Source organism: Cohaesibacter marisflavi (genome assembly GCF_900115225.1).
GTDB lineage: Bacteria > Pseudomonadota > Alphaproteobacteria > Rhizobiales > Cohaesibacteraceae > Cohaesibacter > Cohaesibacter marisflavi.
Genome location: NZ_FOVR01000012.1, coordinates 1 through 22,177, shown reverse-complemented (window position 1 = coordinate 22,177; position 22,177 = coordinate 1). Strand labels below are relative to the sequence as shown.

General features: G+C 53.5%; 21 protein-coding genes and 1 pseudogene. 13 read left to right on the top strand and 9 right to left on the bottom strand.

Annotated elements, in window-relative coordinates:
* Positions 1-559 precede the first annotated feature (559 nt).
* Entirely contained in the window at positions 560-745 is a 186-nt protein-coding gene (locus BM258_RS18425; protein ID WP_090074855.1) for a hypothetical protein, read from the top strand.
* The gene (locus BM258_RS18420; RefSeq protein WP_090074712.1) at positions 742-2,214 is read left to right on the top strand and encodes a sodium:solute symporter family protein; all 1,473 of its coding nucleotides are present in this window, start codon (positions 742-744) and stop codon (positions 2,212-2,214) included. Before BM258_RS18425 ends, BM258_RS18420 begins: the two co-directional genes overlap by 4 nt.
* Here the strand turns inward: BM258_RS18420 and BM258_RS18415 are convergent.
* The 4 genes from BM258_RS18415 to BM258_RS18400 form a co-directional block, all read right to left on the bottom strand.
* Positions 2,183-3,196, bottom strand: coding sequence for an FAD:protein FMN transferase (locus tag BM258_RS18415; RefSeq protein WP_090074711.1), 1,014 nt, complete (start codon positions 3,194-3,196; stop codon positions 2,183-2,185). The two genes, BM258_RS18420 and BM258_RS18415, sit on opposite strands and share 32 nt — an antisense overlap.
* On the bottom strand, positions 3,177-5,390 hold the full coding sequence (locus BM258_RS18410) for a PepSY domain-containing protein (protein ID WP_090074710.1): 2,214 nt from the start codon (positions 5,388-5,390) through the stop codon (positions 3,177-3,179). The genes BM258_RS18415 and BM258_RS18410 overlap by 20 nt, the downstream gene beginning before the upstream one ends.
* Positions 5,391-5,444: 54 nt before the next feature.
* Positions 5,445-5,915: a DUF2271 domain-containing protein gene (locus BM258_RS18405; protein WP_090074709.1), complete on the bottom strand. Its 471-nt coding sequence runs from the start codon at positions 5,913-5,915 to the stop codon at positions 5,445-5,447.
* A gap of 89 nt (positions 5,916-6,004) precedes the next feature.
* The gene (locus tag BM258_RS18400) at positions 6,005-6,340 is read right to left on the bottom strand and encodes a hypothetical protein (protein WP_139229318.1); all 336 of its coding nucleotides are present in this window, start codon (positions 6,338-6,340) and stop codon (positions 6,005-6,007) included.
* A gap of 172 nt (positions 6,341-6,512) precedes the next feature.
* Here BM258_RS18400 and BM258_RS18395 point away from each other — a divergent pair, with 172 nt between their 5' ends.
* Positions 6,513-7,172 (top strand): response regulator transcription factor, encoded by a 660-nt coding sequence (locus tag BM258_RS18395; RefSeq protein WP_090074707.1) that lies wholly within the window; start codon positions 6,513-6,515, stop codon positions 7,170-7,172.
* Positions 7,169-8,674 (top strand): sensor histidine kinase, encoded by a 1,506-nt coding sequence (locus BM258_RS18390; RefSeq protein ID WP_090074706.1) that lies wholly within the window; start codon positions 7,169-7,171, stop codon positions 8,672-8,674. Before BM258_RS18395 ends, BM258_RS18390 begins: the two co-directional genes overlap by 4 nt.
* A 34-nt stretch (positions 8,675-8,708) precedes the next feature.
* Here the strand turns inward: BM258_RS18390 and BM258_RS18385 are convergent, their stop codons facing one another.
* From BM258_RS18385 to BM258_RS24295, 4 genes are all read right to left on the bottom strand, one after another.
* Positions 8,709-9,206 carry a c-type cytochrome gene (locus BM258_RS18385; RefSeq protein WP_244544765.1) on the bottom strand — a complete coding sequence of 166 codons (498 nt, stop codon included), beginning with the start codon at positions 9,204-9,206 and terminating at the stop codon, positions 8,709-8,711.
* Positions 9,206-10,606: a multicopper oxidase family protein gene (locus BM258_RS18380; RefSeq protein ID WP_090074853.1), complete on the bottom strand. Its 1,401-nt coding sequence runs from the start codon at positions 10,604-10,606 to the stop codon at positions 9,206-9,208. Before BM258_RS18380 ends, BM258_RS18385 begins: the two co-directional genes overlap by 1 nt.
* Before the next feature lie 143 nt (positions 10,607-10,749).
* Complete coding sequence (locus BM258_RS18375; RefSeq protein ID WP_210186805.1) at positions 10,750-11,316, bottom strand: c-type cytochrome; 567 nt, start codon at positions 11,314-11,316, stop codon at positions 10,750-10,752.
* Positions 11,317-11,362: 46 nt separating this feature from the next.
* The gene (locus BM258_RS24295) at positions 11,363-11,722 is read right to left on the bottom strand and encodes a hypothetical protein (RefSeq protein WP_139229317.1); all 360 of its coding nucleotides are present in this window, start codon (positions 11,720-11,722) and stop codon (positions 11,363-11,365) included.
* Between the two features lie 353 nt (positions 11,723-12,075).
* On the opposite strand from BM258_RS24295, the gene BM258_RS18365 reads away from it, so the two are divergent.
* The 9 genes and pseudogenes from BM258_RS18365 to BM258_RS24290 all read left to right on the top strand — a co-directional run.
* The gene (locus tag BM258_RS18365; RefSeq protein ID WP_090074704.1) at positions 12,076-13,080 is read left to right on the top strand and encodes a TAXI family TRAP transporter solute-binding subunit; all 1,005 of its coding nucleotides are present in this window, start codon (positions 12,076-12,078) and stop codon (positions 13,078-13,080) included.
* 98 nt (positions 13,081-13,178) lie between these two features.
* The gene (locus tag BM258_RS18360) at positions 13,179-15,266 is read left to right on the top strand and encodes a TRAP transporter permease (RefSeq protein WP_090074703.1); all 2,088 of its coding nucleotides are present in this window, start codon (positions 13,179-13,181) and stop codon (positions 15,264-15,266) included.
* Between the two features lie 132 nt (positions 15,267-15,398).
* Entirely contained in the window at positions 15,399-16,790 is a 1,392-nt protein-coding gene (locus tag BM258_RS18355) for an ethanolamine ammonia-lyase subunit EutB (protein ID WP_090074702.1), read from the top strand.
* The gene (eutC, locus tag BM258_RS18350; RefSeq protein WP_090074701.1) at positions 16,787-17,521 is read left to right on the top strand and encodes an ethanolamine ammonia-lyase subunit EutC; all 735 of its coding nucleotides are present in this window, start codon (positions 16,787-16,789) and stop codon (positions 17,519-17,521) included. Before BM258_RS18355 ends, eutC begins: the two co-directional genes overlap by 4 nt.
* 495 nt (positions 17,522-18,016) lie before the next feature.
* On the top strand, positions 18,017-18,832 hold the full coding sequence (locus tag BM258_RS18345; RefSeq protein ID WP_175528153.1) for a TOBE domain-containing protein: 816 nt from the start codon (positions 18,017-18,019) through the stop codon (positions 18,830-18,832).
* A gap of 59 nt (positions 18,833-18,891) precedes the next feature.
* On the top strand, positions 18,892-19,656 hold the full coding sequence (gene modA / locus BM258_RS18340) for a molybdate ABC transporter substrate-binding protein (protein WP_090074699.1): 765 nt from the start codon (positions 18,892-18,894) through the stop codon (positions 19,654-19,656).
* Between the two features lie 49 nt (positions 19,657-19,705).
* The gene (modB, locus tag BM258_RS18335; RefSeq protein WP_090074698.1) at positions 19,706-20,371 is read left to right on the top strand and encodes a molybdate ABC transporter permease subunit; all 666 of its coding nucleotides are present in this window, start codon (positions 19,706-19,708) and stop codon (positions 20,369-20,371) included.
* Positions 20,368-21,507, top strand: coding sequence for a molybdenum ABC transporter ATP-binding protein (gene modC / locus BM258_RS18330; RefSeq protein WP_090074697.1), 1,140 nt, complete (start codon positions 20,368-20,370; stop codon positions 21,505-21,507). The genes modB and modC overlap by 4 nt, the downstream gene beginning before the upstream one ends.
* Before the next feature lie 88 nt (positions 21,508-21,595).
* A pseudogene (locus BM258_RS24290) lies at positions 21,596-21,755 on the top strand (transposase); the annotation flags it as partial.
* A gap of 230 nt (positions 21,756-21,985) precedes the next feature.
* Here BM258_RS24290 and BM258_RS18325 read toward each other — a convergent pair.
* On the bottom strand, positions 21,986-22,177 hold a 192-nt coding region (locus BM258_RS18325), incomplete at its 5' end, for an ATP-binding protein (protein WP_175528152.1).

Here is a 22,177-nt window from a genome sequence, read left to right as displayed (position 1 = left end):
ATGTATTTTCCATATTTGATGCCGTAAATGCATATTTGTTGCGAATTTATGACACGCAACCTAAGCCATTATATTTTATTGAGTTATTAGGCTACATCATAAAACTTCTGTTTTGACTGACGTATTATACCTAGACATAATTACAGCTTTGAAATTTATCGCTATGCGATTTTCGATTTATTAGCCCCCGATTCATTCTCATCACAGGCAGTTACAATGGATCTTTCTATCAAAAGCAGGATCTAAGGAACTACAATTTCGCCCCCCCCTTGGTTCAAATAGTAGCTGGCCACGGAATTTTCTAAAGAGAAGAGCTTCAACCTCAATTGAACTTTCCGCTTTTTGTTTCGGAGATTGACATCAATCGGCAAAGTGGGAGAAAATAAGCGGCCTTTCCAAAGCGGATTATATTGATCGCAATTCACCTTTGTATTTCAAATCATTGGAAATAGGTTTTGTCTAGTTCAGATGAATTTATCACTTCACTCTGGCTGGCGCGGCAAGGCATTTACGAAAGCAATGCGCTGTAAATTTACGTTTGAATATTGGAGTTCCATTCGTGTCCCGAAGAACCTCGCTCGCCTTGATTGGCCTCGTCATAATCGCGCTCTATGCGGTTCCCTATCTTGCCATTGGTCATATCGCAGCGTGGTATGGAAGCTTCCTGTTCTGGATCTGTGCCGCTGTGGTCATCATTTTCCTAAACCTTACGGCGACAGCTGGCTTTAAGGGAGGGGAACAGTGAGCACTTCATTCATCTGGACCGGGATCGTTATTTACATCGTTATCGCTTGCATCGTTGCCTATCTGTCGCGCCGGAGCAACGCCCCGGACATGACGGACTATTTTGTTGGCGGACGTAACTTCGGTGGCGTGATATCGGCGCTGAGCTATTCGGCGACGACCTATTCAGCCTTCATGATGGTTGGTCTGGCGGGCCTCACCTATAAGGGAGGCGTTGGAGCGCTCGGCTTTGAAATTGTCTATTTCGCTGGTGTTTCACTCGTGGCTATATTCGGTCCCCGCTTTTGGTTGATAGGCAAGAAATACGGTTTTGTAACACCCTCGGAAATGCTCGGTGCGCGCTACGGCTCACGTTGGGTGGCCATTGTGGTGGCGCTCGCGAGCTGTCTGTTTCTGGTGCCCTACTCCGCCGTTCAGCTGGCCGGTATCGGCTATCTGCTTTCAGGCATGAGTGATGGCGCCATTTCCTTTCCTGTCGGCCTTGTGATTGCGACATTGCTGGCAATCATCTTGTCTTATGTTGCCGGTATCCGCTCCGTTATGTGGACAGACAGCCTTCAGGCGCTGCTGATGATCTCGGCTTCAGTTCTCGTGACTATCGTGGTTATAGATCAGTTGGGCGGCTTTTTTGGCATGTTTGCCAGCATCGCAGAGACCAAGCCGGAAATGCTTCAGGTGCCTGGACCGGGGCTTTTCAGTTTCAAGACCATGCTTGGCTTGACCATTCCGTGGTTCTTCTTTTCCATTTCCAACCCGCAAGTCAGCCAACGCCTCTTCATGCCAAAATCATTAGGTGCCCTGCGCCGCATGTTGTTGCTCTTACTTTGCTTCGGCCTTGTTTATACGATGGTCGCTGTCCTTTGGGGCTTTGCGGCATTTGAAGCCTTCCCTGATCTGGAAAATGCTGATCTGGCCAGCGCGGCCCTTCTTGGCGCAGACTTCTTGCCACCGGTGCTTTCCATCGTTGTAATGATTGGCATTCTTGCAGCGGCTATCTCGACCATTGACTCCATCCTGTTGACCCTATCCTCCATGCTGGCACGCGATGTCTATGGTGGGTTCCGGTCTGGTGCCACGGATGCCGCTCAGCTGAAGATCGGCCGCTTCGTGATCCCAATCATCTCACTGATCGCATTGGCCTTTGCTTCTCTAAAACTGAGCCTGATCTCGATCCTGTCTGTCGCCGCCTCATCGGGGCTTGTGGTGATGGTTCCTGCCATAGTCGGGGCTTTCTTCTGGAAGAAAGGCACTGCTGCGGGAGCCTTGAGCAGCATCCTCTTGGGAGGTCTGTTCGTTATCGTGATGTATATGACGGGTAATAGTCTTTTTGGGCTGAATGCCGGCATTCTGGGCTTGCCTGTTGCTACTATTCTCTTCGTATTGGTTAGCCTTGTCACCTCTCGCAAGGATGACGTGATGCACATCTTCGTGGATGAAATCAGTGATCAGCTTGCTCATCTGACGAAGTAACTCCGAACACAGGCCCCGCTGTGATCTGTTTGAGCCTTTCTCCATCTCTGATGAGGAAAAGGGCGTTGATCCCCTTGGCACGGGCGACATGCAATCCGGCTTCCGCGCCCATTACCATGAGTGCGGTTGCCCATGCATCCGCAGTCATGCATTGCTCGGCAATCACGCTGACTGAAGCTACATTATTTTGAAGTGGGCCATTGCGGCGCGGGTCCATCGTGTGGCTGAAAGTGCGGCTTCCAACTTTTACCCAGTGACGATAGTCGCCGCTGGTCGCAATGGCAGCGTCCTGCAAATGCACCATACCAAACGCCTCTCTCTTACTATAGTCAGGTTTCTCCAAAGCAACAGACCATGGCACGCCGCTTACCTTGGAGCCAGCAGCGCGCATTTCACCATCGATACCCACAAGCCCGTTCTTGATGTCGAACGCATTTAACACTTCGGCCATGGCATCAACGCCATATCCCTTGGCTATACCGCATAGGTCGAGCTTTACCTGTGCCTTTTTGAGTACGGCCTGCCGCTGATGATCCAGCTCCAAAAGCGCATGTATCGGCGGTCTTGTCTGGCCCAGTTGCTCACGGATACTTTTTACATCGGGTTGTCGCGAGGTGGCTCCAAATCCCCATGCATCGACGATGGAACCAACGCTCGGATCGAACAGGCCACTTGAAGCGCGATTGATCGCCAAGGCTTCTTCCAGCACCTTGAAAAGGTTTGCTGGCACTGTCGTCCATACACCGACCTTGGCTCTGTTTAGCTGCATGAGATCTGAATCCGGTTTCCAGGTGGACATTTGCTTATCCACCCGCTCCACGGCGGCGAACAGCGCATTTTCAAGCTCTTCGTCCCGTTGCGCCTTCTCGCTCATGATGATGGTGCTATAGCGAGTACCCATCGTTTGGCCGTTGAAAACATGCCGGTGCAAGCCAGCTGGCTGGAGACCCTTTCGTTTCATATCAAAAGACATCTTCAACATACCGCCCTTCCTTTCTTAAATCTGTCAATTCAATCCCGGTGGTTTGCAGAATATCTGTTAGGGTTTCCTCGATGCCTTTGGCCATGCCTCTACCACCGCACACCATGATCTGGGCACCATCGAGCACGAGCGCAGCAAGTTCTGCTGCGTCTTGCCTTAACCGATCCTGAACATAGAGTCGCTGCTGTGCGCGCGAGAAGGCTACCTTCAAGGAATGCAGGAACCCCGCCTTATGCCATTCGCCCAATTCTCGACGATAAAGGAAATCTGACCTTGGGTGACGAGCCCCGAAGTAAAGACGCATTGGTCTCTTGCGGCGATTATTCCGAATGAAACCGACAAGAGGAGCAATGCCTGCCCCAGCCCCAATCAGGATAACCGGAGCCTTGGACGCTTCCAAACGAAAACCGGGATTGGCCTGAAAGGATGCCTCAATAGTATCGCCAGTTTTCAGGCCATGCAGCTGCTCGGAACAAAGGCCGCCGGGAACATTGCGCACGCAGATTTCGACAAAGCCGTTCTTGCGGCCGGATGCGAGCGAATAATAGCGTGGAACCTTATCTCCCTCTGGCGTGATGGCGAGCAAATCGCCGGGTTCAAAGGCTGGCAGACTTCCGCCCATCAGACGCGAGATCCGCGACTTCGTGTCGTTGGCTATCTCAAACCGAAATACAGAGGTTGGCGCCTGCACGTCTTGTCCATAATCTGCCCGTGACACGAGCCGCAATTTGTGGCGTTTCACATCGATCTGAACGGGATCCAGTTCCAGCGTGATGCCAAGATTTTGCGACAAGGCGTCATTCCAATGGTTGAACTCCTGGACGGACTGCCGGTTGATTGTGGCCAGCGGCATAAACTGATGCCAGCCATTCCGGGTAAAGCGTTCGCCAACCCTGAAGGCAAATTGACAGAATTGAGAAAACTGCTTGTCACCAAATCCGAGTATGGCAACGGGAACATCCTTGTTGCCTTCATAGGCATCCAGCCTCGTCATAAAGTTGTTGGCAGATGCAGGAGCTTCCCCATCGCCATACGTAGCCGTGAGGACGTAGATCTGGTTCGCATTCGGATAAATTTTGGCCATATCGTTCATTTTGGCAGTGTGAACGCGCAATCCGGCTCTGGACAACCCATCATGAAGGCTACGCGCAAAACCCCAAGTGCTATTGCCTTCGCTGCCAACGAGAACAACTGCGTCGGCATCCTGTGATTTTGTGTTGTTGGAAATCCTTGGTTTGCTTTGTCTTTTCTTCCACCAGATGAGAGCCCCGGTCGCCCCCATGGCTGGCACACCTAGCGACGCAAAACCGAGCAGCAGAGCGAGCGGCGCAAGTCCGTCACCGGTATGCAGCATATAGATGAATTCATAAATCTGCTTTGCACTGCTATTGGGCGTATAAGCCAATAGCGCACCGGTTGCCTGATCCACATATCCAGACCCGTTGGCGGTCGTCAGCGTAAAAGCGTCACTTGCATCCCCGTTATAGGGGAAGGTCAGTTCGCGCAGTTGTATTACCGGTACATTCTGCAGCCCCTCAAGGGAGATGATGGGGGCTGGAGGACTGCCATTGACCGCAGGGAAAGCCATGTCCGAACCGGAACCGTCTGGCGCAAACCCGAATGTTGCAGCAGTCATATAAAGGCCCGTAACGGCACTAAGGCTCAATCCGAGTATGGCCATCCGCGCTAATTCAAGGTGAAAACGTTGGGACAGCGTTCCCCGGATTGGACCAAAGAGCTGGCGCCAGTCCCCCATGCGGCGTTTGAGCATAATCAGACCAGACACACAGATGAGCAGCATGACCGCGGCCCCCAAACCAGCGGTCATGCGCCCGCCATCACCCAGAAACAGGGACCGATGCAAATCGGTGAGCCAAATCCGGGTCTGCGATGGTTGGTAGGCCCCAAGGCTCTCGCCCGTTGTTGGATTGATAAGGTCTGCCCCGGAGTTGCCATTCTCGAAATAGTAGGCAACGATCTGCCCGGAGGCGTGACGCACAATTTGTGATGTACCGGGATGGCTCTGTTTAACCGCATCAGCCAGCGCCGCGACCGAAAGGTTCCTTGCGGGATCTGACGATTGTCTGGTCTGTTCCAGTACAGGAAAAATGGAAAGGGCCGACCCGCTGATGGCGATAACCAGAACAAGAGGCATGAGAAAGAGGCCGGTGATTTTATGAATAAGCTGCTGCATGGCAAGAAATCTCGTTATCAATCAAGGCAATCAATTTGATTTCTGAGACAGGGGTTACATGTCGAAACTGAATGACTGAATGAAGCGACGGCCAGATGTCATCTTGCCTGAATTGTCGCTATCAAGCGGTACAACGACTTCCGAGGGAGCTGAGCCCATATGTTCAACGGCTGTGTCTATGTGTAGCTCATAGCCTGCATCAAACAGGGCATCGGACAAGTCCAGCGTCACATTCAGCGTACGCCCGCTCCCAACGCTTGCACCGGTGATGCCATCCACTTCGGCTGAGTTGCCACCTGTTGCGCGAGACCAATCGCGCAGATCCCGATAATATTTTGAGCGGCCACCCGACATCCATAACGAGCCCTGATAGGCTCCGGAGGCATCGGTGACATACATCACCATATAGGCTTCCGGACCGCCATAGTTGCTCATGGTGGTTGAGAAGGTTACCGGTTTGGCTTGCGCTGCGACGGGCAACACGAACGCGCTGGCGAGAGCAGCAGAAGCGAGGTATTTATTCATGTCTGGTTTCCTTTGAAAATATATTTGCCCCGAGCTATTTTTATTATCCGGTTCGGGGCCGAGAGGTTGGCTCCAGGTGCGTGGGATAGTCAGTTCATGGTGACCTTCGGGGATGATCCCTTGTTGATCAGTTTGTTGTTGTTGATCGGGCCTGTCGGATTTTGTGCTGCGGCCTGTCCGCGCCCTCCCCGATGATCGTCGTCGTCATCATCGTCCCAACCAAAAGGCATCTTCCAGCCAAACAGGCTGAAGTGATGATCCCCGTCGCGATCATGGTCGCGATAGCGGGCTTCTTCGCCTCGTCCATATTCGCGTTCCTGTCCGGAATAACTGCGTCCGTCATGGCCGTAACCGTCGGCATAGGTTGCTCCCGCTGCGAGTGTGATGCCGCTGATCAGCAAGGCACCTGCAATAAGTTTCTTCATGGCTCTGGTCTCCCGTTGCGTTGATTTGATGGAGGCACTATCGCGGACCAGACTGAAGGCGACCTGACTGATAATTTCTTTTTGCTTCAGCTTCCTGTAAGGTTGCGCGGCAACACTGCGGCAGGCTTCAAAAGCAACTCGGTGTAAAATAATCAAAAGAAGGCGAAGAAAAATGCGGGTCTTGTTGGTCGAGGATGACACGGTATTGGGGTCCGCTGTGCGCGACCAGATTGCCGCAGACGGACACAGCGTGGATTGGGTACAGCGTCTTGATGCTGCAAGTGACTATATACACGCCGCGCCCTATGAGTTGATCCTGCTGGATCTCATGCTTCCTGACGGTCTCGGCATTCCGTTCCTCAAGAAATTGCGCGGATCAGGCGATGTTACACCGGTGATCATTCTCACAGCACTGGACCAGATCTCTGATCGAATAGACGGCCTCAATGCCGGAGCCGATGACTATCTGGTCAAGCCATTTGACCTTCAGGAGTTGACGGCGCGCCTCAAGGCTGTTGCCAGACGCTATAGCGGCAACCCCAATCCAATTGTCAAACTTGGTGCTCTGGACATTGATATCGCCGCCCGCTCCATCGCCCGCGAAGGCAAGCAGGTCACACTCACCGCGCGAGAATGGGCCTTGTTTGAAGCCTTTTTGCAACATCCCGGCAATCTCCTTTCAAAAAACCAGCTTGAAGAAAGCCTTTATGCGTTTGATTCTGAAATTGAGAGCAACACCATTGAGGTTCATATTTCTCGGATGCGCAAGAAACTGGGTGCCGGGATTATAGAAACCGTGCGCGGCATGGGGTATCGGCTGGAGCAGCCATGAAATTGAAATCCTTCGTAAAAAACAGCCTGCAACTGCGGCTCTCACTCGGGCTGGCCCTCGGGGTTGGCCTTCTGTGGGCGGCCGCGACAACGGTTAGTGGCTTTGTCGTCAAGCACGAACTGGATGGCGCTTTCGATCAGGCGCTTGCCGAGGCCGTTGAGCGCCTGTTGCCACCCGTCATTCATGACATTGTCGAAGGGCGGGACACGCGCGATGAAATGGGCAACCTTGAGATCGATGGCCTGAAATTGGGGCGCATTGGCAGATCGTGGCGCGAAGAAAGAGGCCTTGATCGCGAAGGCTTCAAACGTCGGCTCCATAGGGAGCGGGATGACGAAGATGACAACGAAAAAGACGAAGACAGCCATGAAAGAGAAGATGATGAAAAGCCTGTCTTCACCTCGCCTGAAAGCCAGTATCTCACCTATATTGTGAGAGACGCTCAAGGCAGGATCCTGCTTCAATCCAAAAATGCAGAAGCAGATATTTTCCCGTCTGTAGAGCAATTGGGCTTTTTGACGCTGGATGATTATCGCATTTTCACGGGCTCCACGCTGGATGGCAATGTGATCATTTCAGTCGCAGATCCTATGGCCAGACGTCAGAGGGCGGCGCATGACACGCTGGAAGCGCTTGCCATGCCGCTTTTTATTCTGGTACCGCTCAGCATGCTGGGGGTATGGTTGCTGGTGCGCATTTCAATGCGATCAATAAGAGGTTTCAGAGCGGAGATTGAAGCCCGTGGCTCCGGAGATCTTTCCCTTATCAGCGCAGAGAACCTGCCATCGGAAATCGAGCCTGTGGCAGACGCGGTCAATAACCTGCTTGATCGCATGCGCAGGACGCTGGAGGCCGAGCGTAGTTTCACTGCCAACAGCGCACATGAACTTCGAACCCCCGTAGCTGCGGCTCTTGCGCAAACACAAAGGCTCATCTCTGAAGCGAAAGACGCGCCGCTTCAGGAACGCGCCCGCCAGATTGAAACGGCCCTTAAGTCTCTTTCACGCCTTACAGAGAAGCTGATGCAACTGGCGCGCGCCGAAGGCGGTGCGATGTTGTCGGAAGAAGCAAGGGATATCTTGCCCATCTTCGCGCTGGTTCTGGATGAATTCCGGGAGGATAGTGATCGGCTGAAAATCCGATTACCGAACAAGCCGGTGCCGTTACTCATCGATGCCAATGTGTTTGCCATCCTCTTACGCAATCTTATTGAGAATGCTCTCAAGCATGCGACAGCAAATAGTCTGGTAGAGATTGAGTTGCGCCAGAATGGAGAGCTTGTGGTGCGCAACGACTGTAATGCAATAACGCCAGACATACTCAGTCGTCTGACCCGCCCCTTCGAACGTGGACAGACGGGCGCCAAGGGCAGCGGCGTGGGACTTGCCATCGTCGCGGCGATCGTCAAGGGCAGCGGTGCTTCGCTGCGCCTTAACTCGCCCATTGCCGGAAAAGCCAGAGGCTTTGAAGCCATTGTGTCTTTCTCCCCCAAAGGGGAATGACACGGGCGATTCTGCCTCCGGCTCAAGAGTTCATCTACTTCATCGCGTTGCGCTGATCGTGCATTCGGCGGATATTTTCAGGCCATGTGCTTTTGATGTATGAGAGCACCGCGATGATTTCCTCATCACTTAGCACATCCTTGTATATCGGCATGTCAGTCTGATAGTCCGGCATATTCCCGATCTCGGCCAGACCAAATTTGGTGATACCGAATAGAAGCGCGTCGGCATGATGCCATGTATGGCCGGTTTCATCATGAGGCGGCGCCGGCAGCCGCCCGTCTTCGTTGGTTTCGCGCCAATTGGGTTGTCCTTGAAGATTGTCTCCGTGGCAGGCTGCGCACTGCTCTGAATAGATCCCTTTGCCCAGTGTGACAATCGCCTCATTGCCAGGACGCAGCAGCCCCTGGCTGCTGCTATCTGTTGCGTAAAGCATATCCCCAAGCCCAACGGCGACGATTGCGGACAGAACCGTTGAGACCATTATGGATTTTGTAACATGTTGGCTTTTTGATTTTTTCTTGCTTGCCATCAGACAACCTCGAACCATGTGGTCATGCCCGCAGCAGCATGCTCAAGCATGTGACAATGCAACAGCCATTGACCGGGATTATCTGCTACAAACGCGATTTTAGTTGTTTGGCTTGGTCCGATCAGGAAGGTATCCTTCCACGGGCGTCCCTCATCGATGGTGCTGCCTTCCCTTTCCTCGATACGGAAGTGATGTCCATGAACATGCATGGCATGGGGCCAGGCTGTATCATTGATCATTTCAATAATTACGGTCTCCCCGCGTTTGGCCGTAAAAAACTGCTGCTCAGGCAGGTTGGCCACACCGTTGAATGCCCAAAACTGCATGGACTGCATCATCTCCTGCCGGCCGAGGGGGGCCCCCTTGTAGGTCATGTTTCCCATGCGCCCCATCGCGCCGCCCGTAATATGCAATCGATGTGTTGTGGCAGCATTGAGGTCGGGCTCGGTGAGTGCGTTGGGTTTCAAGACAGGAACAGACGGAGCGCCATTTACCTTGCCTGTGACGCGAAAGGTGGCAAAAGGAAATGGCTTGTTGCCGGAAAGCTCTTCAAGGACAAAATCCTGCCCTTCCTTCGGGATAACCAAAAGGTCCACGCGCTGCGCCGAAGACAATAGATATGGCTCATAGGGCATGGAGATTGGCTCTGGCAAAGGCTGTCCATCAAAGGCCAAAATTTTCGCCTCGAAGCGATTTGGATCCAGCTCAAGAGTGCGTGCGTTGCTCACATTGATGAGGCGCAAACGATAGGGTTCCCCTGCCCTCAGGTCGATCTCGGGCATGCTTTTGCCGTTGACTGTGATCCAGTTACCCAGACGTCCGGCATGGCTCCAGTCCATCATCATGCCCATGGAGCCTTCATCAAATTGCCCGTTCTGATCCAACAGCCAATCATCTATCACGAGGGTAATGTCATGCTCGGAATCGAAGGTAGGATATGGCTCTTCGACAATCAACGGGCCATAGGGCCCACGCCCGACCTGATTCCAGCTTCTGTTATGGGCGTGATACCAATAGGTTCCGGCATCGGGAGCGACAAAATCATACTCAAATCGTTCCCCGGGTTTGACGGCGTTTTGTGTCAGACCGGACACTCCGTCCATAGCATTTTCAATGCGCACACCATGCCAGTGAATAGAGGATGGTTCATCCAGTTCATTGATGAAGCGCACCTTCACCCGCTCCCCCTGCTTAACACGGATTTCCGGTCCGGGTGTTGTTCCGTTATATGTCCAGATAGTCGATCTTGGACTATTTGGGTAAAGGGACTGTTCGGCTTTTTGGGCACGGATTTCGAGAAAACCATCTTCCGTTTGCGCAAGGGCAAAATGATAGGGTGCAAGGGCTGCGGCGGCAGCACCCGCACCGAGCTTGCAAAAATTGCGTCTATTCAGATTCATCGTCGCTTTCCAATCGGCAATCACAGACAAGGCGATGGCGCGCCAGGTCTTTGATGCCGGTATCATGGAGTCCGTATATTTCAGTGCAAATGCTGAACGTCACGGACACGTTATCGTTTTGAAAATGGAAGAATGGCCAGGCCTCATGGCTTTCTGGCCCGGAACTCCATGTGGCAAGTGGCGCAAGTTTCAACCATCATGGTGAAAACGCCGTCTGCAGGCATCTGCCCGAGTTGATCGGCCTCATGAGCATCTGTGCCCATCATACTCCCCATATGCCCGGCCCCTTCCATCATGGCCCCACTCATCATGGATCCATCCATCATCACTCCGTTTTCAGCCGCAAGCGTCAATCCGTCTGCGTAGCTTTCCAACTGGCTGGACAACTGAGAAAAACGTTCCCAGTCAGTCCAGATTTCCGGCTTGGCGTGGGTGGGGGCTTGAAGAGATCCTTCAGGAAACTGATCGGCAAGATTTTGGCCAGCATGCTGTTTGATGATCTCGGCCTGCTTGCGGACAGACTCCGCGTCATATGCCTCCGGATCTTGCACCATGGCTTTGACAGCGCGCACGGCCTTGCCCATCTCTTTCATTGAATGCATGCGCTCTTCGACAATGCCTGTCGCACCATCATGGGCATGTGCCATCGGCCCCAAAGTAAGTGGAGCTGACAGCAGCAGAGTTGCTGCGAATACAAATGCTTGTTTCATGGAAAGTCGCCTTTGATTGAGATTTGAGTTTATGGTTCAAATTCAATCAGGCAAAACGCGGCGGTGGAGGATCCGGCGAAAAGATTTGGGCGATAAAATCGCGGATCGTGTGTGCGGGGACGGTATGACTTAAGATTGGACCTGGCACATCTGCACCACAAGAGAGCGCAAGAATCTGACCTCCACAATGCATCTGCTGTTCATCCTGCATTTGCGGGCACCCCTGACAAGGCGGCCCCATATCATGCAAAGACTGGTCGATCTCGAATTGAGAGAGCTGTTTCTGGCCGAGCGTCTGAACCACATCAGCATGGGTAAAGCTGCAACCCGAATAGACAAGACAAAGCACACTCAACATGATGAGCATGTTCCCTATCCATCCAAAGTGAGTAGCAAGGCGTTCCAAATCTATCAATCCTGATTTTCTTTCCGATGCCTATCGTGCCACAGAATGATGAATATGACAGGTATGTTTTTCAAAAACATTCTCTTTAAGGATCTTGTAGCCATGAAGCATCAAAGGCTGCCTGTTAGCCGCAGGGACGCATAACGGTCAAAAGATGGTTTCAGAATGAAACGGGCGATAGGGCTGCTTTTTTTTCAGTATGCCAAGAGAATATTGCATTAAGTTTGGTCAATTAGCTCATTTGCACATTTTGCAAGCAACTTTTATATCGAAACAGCCTTCAGCAACTTGTGGTCGAAGAATTGTTGAGGTAGCTTTTTTTTATTCACTGCTGTCGAGGATAGGAGATACTTATGAAACATTTTAAGATTTTTACTGGCGTCGCTTTTGCGCTCAGTCTGGCCGCTTCGGCTGCCGTGGCACAGGATATGGCATTTTTCCGTATCGGCACGGGCGGAACCGCAGGCACCTACTACCCGATTGGCGGCCTTCTCGCCAATGCGATTTCCAACCCTCCGGGGTCTCGTCCATGTGACAAGGGCGGTTCGTGCGGCGTCCCGGGTCTGATTGCCTCGGCTCTGTCTGCCAACGGTTCTGTTGCAAACATCAACGCCATTGCGGGTGGCACGCTAGAATCCGGCTTCTCACAGTCCGACGTTGCGACCTGGGCCTATACCGGAACCGGCATCTGGGAAGGCAAACCGGCCGTTGAAAAACTGCGCGCCATTGCCAACCTCTATCCGGAAAGCATCCATCTCGTTGTGAGCGCTGACTCTGGCATTTCCAGTGTTTCCGATCTAAAGGGCAAACGGGTTTCCATGGATGAACCCGGCTCGGGCACCCTTGTTGATGCAAAAATCATTCTCAATGGCTATGGCCTAACCGAAGACGACATTGAGCCGGAATATCTTAAACCCGACCAGGCTGCAGACCGGATGCGCGATGGCGCGATGGATGCCTTCTTCTTCGTAGGCGGCTATCCTGCAGGTGCCATCTCGGAACTGGCGAGCCAGCATGATGTGAAACTCATCCCGATCACCTGCGATGAAGCTCCGAAAATCTGCGAAGACTTCAAATTCTTTGGTCCGGACACCATTCCCGGCGGGACCTATGAAGGCAACGCAGATAGCGTGAATACGCTCTCCGTTGGTGCCCAGTGGGTCACAAGCGCGGATCAACCCGAAGAGCTGGTCTACAACATCACGAAGGCCCTTTGGAACAAGAATACCCGCAAGCTGCTTGATGCGGGCCACGCCAAAGGCAAGATGATCACGGAAGACACAGCCCTTAACGGTGTCGGCATTCCTCTGCATCCGGGTGCAGAGAAATTCTACAAGGAAGCAGGCCTGATTAAATAGGCCCATCGGCTCGGGCCCTTGCCTGAACCTTAAACAGATCTGAAGGGGGGCGAGGCAGATCTTGCCCCCTTTACCACTATCCGACAGGAGCGCACGGGATGACAGAGGACCGCAGCAAACAAGAAGATGGCGAGGAAATCCATCATCTATCAGCCGACGAACTTCAGGCAATCGAGGAAGAATTTGACCCAGAACTCCGCTTCCGGACACTGGCTTGGCCTCTAACGCTGATCACGGCAGCGATCCTGTTTCTCCTCTCGTGCTATCACTATTATACAGCCGGTTTTGGCATCCCTCAGGCAACGGTCCACCGCGGGCTGCATCTGGGTGTCACATTGCTGGTCGTCTTTCTCAGTTTTTCAGCCTTTGGCAAAAAGATCGTCACTCCAAGCTGGAAGGCACCTTTCGGACTGCCGCTCATTGACTGGGGGCTCGCCATTGCCGGGGTGCTCAGCGCGCTTTATGTTCCGTGGATCTATAGCGAACTTGCCTTCCGCGTCGGCAACCCATTGCCCATTGATATCTTTATGGGAACGGTGATGATTGTCGTGCTACTGGAAGCGGTGCGTCGATCCATGGGCTGGCCATTGCCGGTCATCGCAATTCTTTTTATGGCCTATGCCTATTTCGGCAAGTCCATGCCGGGAATCCTCGTTCATCCGGGCGCCAGTTGGGCCAATATCGTCAACCATCTCTATCTCACTTCGCAGGGGATCTACGGTACGGCTCTCGGAGTGATCGCCACCTATGTCTTCCACTTCGTGCTGTTCGGCGTGATGGCAACGCGCATTGGATTGGGCCAGTTGTTTATCGATGTCGCCTCTGCGCTCGCCGGACGTTATGCGGGCGGACCGGCAAAGGTGTCCGTACTGTCTTCGGCCATGCTCGGCTCGATCTCGGGTTCATCCATTGCCAATACGGTGACCACCGGAGCGCTTACCATTCCGGCCATGATCCGCATCGGCTATCCACGTCATTTCGCAGCCGCAGTTGAAGCGGCCGCCTCAACCGGTGGGCAGATCACGCCGCCCGTCATGGGCGCGGTCGCCTTCCTGATGATCGAATATCTCAATGTGCCGCTCACTACGATCCTCACGGCGGCGCTAGTGCCTGCATTCATGCATTTCTTCGGCGTTCTGGTTCAGGTCCATCTGGAAGCCCGCCGCCTTGGCCTCAGGGGCATGTCTGCTTCTGAATTGCCAAACGCATGGAAGGTGCTGAAAGAGGGCTGGTTATCGGTTGTGCCTTTGGCAATTCTGGTCGCCGTTCTGTTGTCTGGACGCACGCCTTTTGCCGCAGCCTTCTATTCAATTTCTGCCTGCATCGTTGTCTTGGCTATCCAGCAAATTCAGGCTTCCGGCCTTATAGGAGGCATCAAGGGTACGATCTATGAGGTCTTTGAGGGCTTTATTCTGGGTGCGAAACAATCTTTGTCTGTCACAGCTGCAGCGGCGTTGGTGGGGGTTGTGATCGGGGTTGTTACTCTGACCGGGGTCGGCTTCAAGATCGCCTATATGGTCACCAGCATTGCGCAAGGGTGGGCAACATCACTCCATGCAATGACCGCCTTCTTGCCTTTTGAGTTGATGACTGTGCCATCACTGACCCTACTATTCACACTTATGCTGACTGCGGTGGTTTGCATCCTGATGGGGTGTGGCATACCCACAACCGCTAACTACATTATCATGGTTGCAGTTGCGGCCCCCATCTTGGGTATGCTCGGCGTGCAGCAGATGGTGGCGCACTATTTCGTCTTTTATTACGGCGTTCTGGCTGACGTGACACCACCGGTGGCCATGGCCGCCTATGCCGGCGCCGGGATAGCGGGCGCAAACGCCTTCAAGGCAGGCAATACGGCCTTCCGCCTGAGCATGGGCAAGGCTCTGGTCCCCTTCGTCTTTGCCTTTCAGCCAGCCCTTCTTATAGTGACTGATGGCTTTACCTGGCAAGCCTTTGCGCTGGCCTTTGGTGGCGCAGTGCTCGGCATCTGGATTCTGGCATCTGCTGTTTCCAACTGGCTTTTCGCACCACTCTACTGGTTCGAGCGCATCATTCTGATTGTAGCAGCTTTGCTATTGGTGGCACCAAATCTGATTGCTACCGCAGTTGGGTTGGTCGTCATCGCTCCGGTCATTCTGCGACAGTTGCTCCCCCGCTTGTTGCAACGGTCACAAATGGGGTAAGGGGAGCAGTGCTCGTTCTGACGGACCCAATCTCGCACCGGGCGACGCTCAAAGGGACAAAATGAGGGCCGATAGCTTCGTGACCGTTCATACGGCCCATCGGCAACGATCATAGTGGAATGGACAACATACGTGAGCTATTCATCGACCATAGGGAAGACCCGTTATAGCTTTGAAAGCTTGAAAGATCTGCTCGCTAAGGCAACGCCTGAACGATCTGGCGACGAGTTGGCAGGCATTGCGGCAGAAGGCCCTGTCGAGAGGCTAGCCGCGCAGGTTGCTCTTGCTGATCTACCCCTTCAATCCTTTCTGGATACGGATATTCTCGGTGTTGAGAATGACGAAATCACGGAGCTGATTTATAGCAGCCATGACCTGCCAGCCTTCGCTCCCATCTCCCATATGACCATGGGGGAATTCCGCGAATGGTTGCTGGCTCCGACGACAACATCGGAAATCTTGAACAAACTGCAGCCCGGGCTCACGCCAGAGATGGTCGCCGCTGTCTCCAAGATTATGAGATCCCAAGACCTGATAGCAGTGGCTCAGAAATGCCGGGTGGTCACGAAATTCAACAATACAATCGGCCTTGAAGGGCGTATGGCCACTCGCAACCAGCCCAATCATCCGACGGACGACAGCCGAGGCATTCTGGCCTCTGCAATTGATGGCCTGATCATGGGGACTGGCGATGCGGTAATCGGCGTCAATCCGGCAACCGACACAGTCGAGGACTATATCCGCATCGTGTCGCTGCTTGACAGGTTGGTCGAAGCCTTGGAGATACCGACCCAGCATTGCTGCCTTGGTCACGTAACTGTGGCACTGGAGGCGATAGGGCGCGGAGCTCCGGTCGACCTTGTTTTCCAGTCAATTGCGGGCTCTCAAAAAGCGAATGAAGGTTTTGGCGTTAATCTTTCCCTGCTTTGTGAAGCTCATGAGGCGGCCCTGTCTTTAAAGCGGGGAAGGATTGGCGACAATGTCATGTATTTCGAAACCGGACAGGGAGCAGCCCTTTCTGCGGATGCCCATCACGGCATGGACCAACAGACAATGGAGGCCCGCGCCTACGCGGTCGCTCGAGAATTCCGCCCTCTCCTCGTTAACACCGTCGTCGGGTTCATAGGACCAGAATATCTCTTCAACGGAAAACAAATCATGCGCGCCGGTCTCGAGGATCACTTCTGCGGCAAGCTTTTCGGGCTGCCGATGGGGGTTGATGTTTGTTACACCAATCATACAGATGCAGATCAGAACGATATGGATAGTCTTCTTGTTTCTCTATCTGCGGCCGGAGTCAATTTTGTCATTTGTGTACCCGGTGCCGATGACATCATGCTCAATTACCAGAGCCTATCGTCCCATGATGCGATCTTTGTGCGAGAAACCCTTCACAAAGCCCCTGCTCCCGAATTCTCTGACTGGATGGAAAACAAGGGGATCACGGATAAGACAGGTAGAATGCGATCCGAGCCAGCCCTTAGCGGCCCTTCTCTTTTGGCTCTGACAGAGGCTGCACAATGAAAAAAGACGTTTCGGCAAGCCAACTTGATACGCATTTGCGTGAAATGACGGCAGCTCGTGTTGCTCTTGGTCGTTCCGGCAGTGGCGTGCCGACCGGCGCTTCCTTGGCCTTTGCCCTGGACCACGCACGCGCGCGTGAAGCGGTTTGGTCCGACATGGACAAGACCAGCTTGCGTGAGGCGCTTGTCTTCTGGCCGCTCGCCAGCGTGAGAAGCGCAGCCCCTGATCGCTCAAGCTATATACGCAGACCGGATCTGGGTAGAAAGCTGGCGCCAGAGACTGATCTTTCCACCTTGCCAAAAGAGGGAATTGTCATAGTCATTGCTGATGGTTTGTCTGCAATGGCGGTGAATGCCAATGCAGTCAAAGTCGTTACACACCTGCAATCGCTCTTGCCCGAACCTGCCGGTATCGTGTTGGCAGAGCGCGGTCGCGTTGCCATTGGCGACGAAATCGGGGCGATGGTTTGCGCGAAGGCTGTTGTGGTTCTCATTGGTGAAAGGCCCGGTCTTTCCTCTGCGGATAGTCTGGGTGCCTATATCACCTGGTCACCAGAACCAAGGCTACCTGACAGCCGTCGCAATTGTATTTCCAATATCCGAGATGGCGGCCTTGCGCCAGAAGATGCTGCAAACAGGATTGCCACTCTGCTTCGTCGCATGGAAAAAGCGCAAATTTCCGGCGTCGCGCTGGCGGGGTCTGTTGCCGAGCAACTCTTACACAAAGCGTAATTTCTAAAAACCAAATGCTCCAACTGCTTTACAAAAAGCATCACGTACCAATATTTGCGCAAGTCCATAAGCCTTCGACCAGCGTCATGATACCTACAAGCGCTGAAAGCCAAGAGGTTTGTCGGGATGGCAGTAAAGTTTCAGCCTAGTACCAAAGCTTCAGTCTGCGATAGTTGTGAACCTTCAAAGTCGGAGCAAAGAGGCGTCAGGTCGAGATGTATAATTTCATAAATGCCAGAGCCAGAAGTTGCTTATACCGGCGTTCGATTGAACAATTTTCAATACTGCAATTATAACATAAGCGTTTTTTCTGAATATTATAAGAAACTATAGCCTCTTACAGCCTTAACCCATATGAAAACTATACATCTCAGAAAAGCGCACTATTTCTAGTTGATAAACTCAGAATACAGAATTGACACGGGATCACAGATTTGTATCTTTCCTTTATATACCGATATGAAGTTGACCTACATAACGAAGGAAAACAGAAGCATGACGAGACAGCCCCAATCGGTTCGCCCAATTCTGTCTTTCCTCGACAAGGCAGGACACAGAGCAAGTGCAGAGCGCTTTGCTCTGTTATCCCAGATCGAAAAGGAAGGTTCGATCTCGGCTGCAGCCAAGCAATTGAAGATCAGCTACAAGGCCGCCTGGGACGCAGTCAATGCGCTCAACAACCTGTTCAGCACCCCGCTCGTGGACGCAAAGCCTGGCGGCAAGAAAGGCGGTGGCGCCACCCTCACCGATGAGGGACGAAAGGCTCTGATCGCCCACCAACACCTCACCGAACGGCTCAATGCCTTTCTCGCGGAGATCGAACAGGATATCTGCGGCAATAGGGGCAGCTCCCCGCTTTCTAGCCCCCTTCTATGGAGTTTCGCCATGCGCACCAGTGCCCGCAATGTCTTTCACGGCATCGTCGAAGATGTCATCACCGGCGCGGTCAATTCAGAGATCAGTCTGCGTGTATCGGAGCAAACGGTATTGACCACCGTCATCACCAACAAAAGCGCAGAAACACTGGATCTGCGTGTTGGAAGCGAAGCCTTCGCTCTCATCAAGGCTTCAACGCCGGTGCTGATGGCCGACAATGAAGATGCGCGCCTCTCTGCCCGCAACCAGATCAGGGGCACGGTCAGTTCGGTTGAACCGGGCGCGGTCAATAGCGAGATACAGCTCGATATAGGGAACAGTAAAACCCTTACCGTGGTTATCACCCGCCAGAGCACAGAAAGCCTGGACATCAAACCGGGCGACAAGATGTGCGCCATCATCAAGGCATCTCAAATCATCCTCGGCGTCGAATAGCAGTCCTTTTAATACACTCTGTTCCAAGCAACCCGACCATCCCGAAAGGCACTGTCCCTATGACACCTTCTTTCAAAAATCTGCTTTCTCTTTCCGCCCTTACACTTTCACTCGTTGGCCTTGCTGGCCCATCCCCTGCCGCTGACACCAAGGTGGCGGTTGCTGCCAACTTCACGGCAGCAGCCAAGGAAATTGCCACAGCTTTTGCGGCCGAAACTGACCATACAGCCACGCTGAGCTTCGGCTCCACCGGCAAGCTCTATACACAGATCTCAAATGGCGCGCCCTTCTCGATATTTCTGGCGGCGGATCAAGCCCGACCGATCAAGGCAGAAACAGATGGACTGGCCGTACCCGCTAGCCGCTTCACCTATGCTCAGGGCAAGATCGTGCTATACAGCACCGATCCCGATCTGGTTGATAGCGATGGTGCCGTTCTCAGGGCTCCTGACAAGTTCCACAAGCTCGCCATAGCCAACCCCAAGACAGCCCCTTATGGTGCCGCCGCCATGGAAGCCCTCGACAAGCTGGACGTCCCGGCTGCCGTGATGGACGCACTGGTGCGCGGTGACAGCATTTCCCAAACCCACCAGTTTGTCGCCTCCGGCAATGCACAGCTGGGCTTTGTTGCCCTGTCTCAGGTCGTCAACAGCAAAGAGGGTTCCCGATGGGTCGTCCCTGATGATCTTTACGCTCCTATCAAGCAGGATGCTGTCTTGCTGAAAACCGGAGCAGAAGATGAAGCCGCCAAGGCCTTCCTTGCCTTTCTCAAAGGGGAAACCGCCAGAGAAATCATCCTCAAATTCGGCTATGGTGTCAAATAGTCAACGCCCGGCACGTAAGGGGCGATAAAGGGCAAGAAGGAGACTAGCATTGCTCGAGGCCATAATCCTGACACTGGAACTGGCGATCACCGTCACTATTCTGCTGCTGATCATCGGCACGCCGATTGCTTGGTGGCTCGCCAGATCGAAGAGCTGGTGGAAGGAGGTGGTCGGTACACTGGTCTCCCTGCCGCTGGTGCTGCCACCAACCGTGCTCGGTTTTTATTTGTTGCTGGCGCTCGGGCCGAACAGCATGCTCGGTCGCTCCATTGCGGCGGTGGTCGGGCACACCTTGCCCTTCACCTTCGCTGGCCTCGTCGTAGCGTCCATCATCTACTCCTTACCCTTCATGGTGCAGCCAGTGCGGAATGCCTTCGAGGCCATCGGAGATCGGCCGCTGGAGGTGGCTTCCACCCTGCGTGCGTCACCTCTGGATTGCTTCTTCTCCGTCGTGCTGCCGCTAGCAAGGCCCGGCCTCATCACAGGCACCATCCTCAGCTTTGCCCACACGGTGGGAGAATTCGGGGTCGTTCTGATGATCGGCGGCAACATCCCCGGCGAGACAAAGGTGCTCTCCATCGCCATTTATGATTATGTCGAAACACTGGAGTGGAACAAGGCTCACTTTCTGGCAGGCGGCATGCTTGTCTTCTCCTTTCTTGTCATCTTCAGCACGACAACTATCGAGAAGCGTTTAAGGAGACGGATGCAATGACCGGCACTCATCTTCCGTACAACTTTCATAACGACCAGTCCGACGTGATCTCAGCCCGCTTCAAGGGCCCTCAGGGCAGCTTCAAGCTAGACGCAGCCTTCACGCTGCCTGCCGCGGGCATCACCGCTCTGTTTGGCCCCTCGGGCTGTGGCAAGACCAGCGTCCTGCGCTGTATTGCCGGGCTCAATGCCATGAAAGAGGGTTTCTTTTCCCTCAAGGGCGGCATCTGGCAAGACCAATCCCGCTTCCTGCCAGCTCACAAACGCCCCGTTGGTTATGTCTTTCAGGAAGCCAGTCTCTTTCCCCATCTCTCAGTCAAGCAGAATCTTGTCTACGGGCAAAAGCGCAGCCAACCTCTCAGCCCATCAGACACGGCCCGGCTAGATCAGGATGATGTCATCGAGTTGCTCGGCATCGGGCCCCTGCTCCAGCGTTCTCCCAACAAGCTCTCCGGCGGGGAACGTCAGCGGGTGGCCATTGGCCGCGCCCTTCTGTCCTGTCCCAGCATCCTGCTCATGGATGAACCCATGGCCGCGCTCGACCGCTTTAGCAAGAACGAGATCCTGCCCTATCTGGAGCGCCTGCACGATGAACTGAAGATCCCCATTCTCTATGTCAGCCATGACATCAGTGAAGTGGAACGCCTCGCTGACCAGATGGTTCTGATGCAACAGGGCACGGTCAAGGCCGCCGGACCTCTGCAGTCCCTCTTGTCCAATCCAGATCTGTCGCTCGCTCGGATGCCAGATGCCGCCTCCGTCCTTGGCGGCACTCTCTCCGCGATGGACGATGCCTTTGGCATCAGTACCATCATGGTCTCCGGACGTCCCTTTTATGTCCCCGGCGTCAAGGGGCCGATCGGACACCCCATACGTCTCAGGATCGAAGCCAGCGACGTCGCTCTCTCCCGGCATATGCCCGAAGGCTCGTCTTCCATCCTAAACACTCCGTCCGTCACCATTGAGACCATCCAGCCCTTCGGCGACCATATGGCCAACATATTCCTCACTCTGGGCGAAGATCTGGACAGACAGACCCTCATAGCCCGCATCTCAAACAAAAGCCTCCACGCCCTCGACCTGAGGACCGGCGACAGACTTCAGGCGATGATCAAATCTGTTTCAATGGTGAGGTAAGTGTGATTGCTCTACGCCCTGAAAACTGGATCGTTTTGAATAACAGTTTTCCGCGCTATTCTTCTGGCTGAGAGAAGGAGAGAAAGCGATAAAAGCATCGAAGTTTTCGGTCGCACAGAAGGCGTTTGTTTTGAAGCTGGGTGATGATGGTGTACCCCGTTGCAGAGCTCTGCAGGAAGGCAGGCATCAGTCAGGTGACCTATTCTAACTGGAAAAAGAAGTATGGTGGATTATTACCTGATGAGATGCTTGTCGATTGGGGGATTTTGATCAGGCGAGACTGTCGAGTTCTTCTGTTCGTTACCTCAAGCTTGTCAATAATCATTCAAAACTGACCCGCCTTCAGCATTTAAAATTGCCCCACCCTTTAGCTGTTTAACGCGGCCTTTTCAGACCGCGTTGTTGTTGCGAAGGCTTGTCCATAGCCCCGCGTAGTGCAGTGGCCCCACTAGCCAAACGAAGCGAAGCGGGGTTGTGGTCAAGCCGGGGGCTTAGCTCTGGGATTTTTACTTCTGCTTTGAGCAAACCGATAAGACTTGTTGCCGGTCTCAACGATTGCGCAGTGATGGGTGACGCGATCCAACAGCGCGGTTGTCATTTTTGCGTCGCCAAAGACCGAGACCCATTCCCCGAACTCCAGATTTGTCGTGATGATGACGCTTGTCCTCTC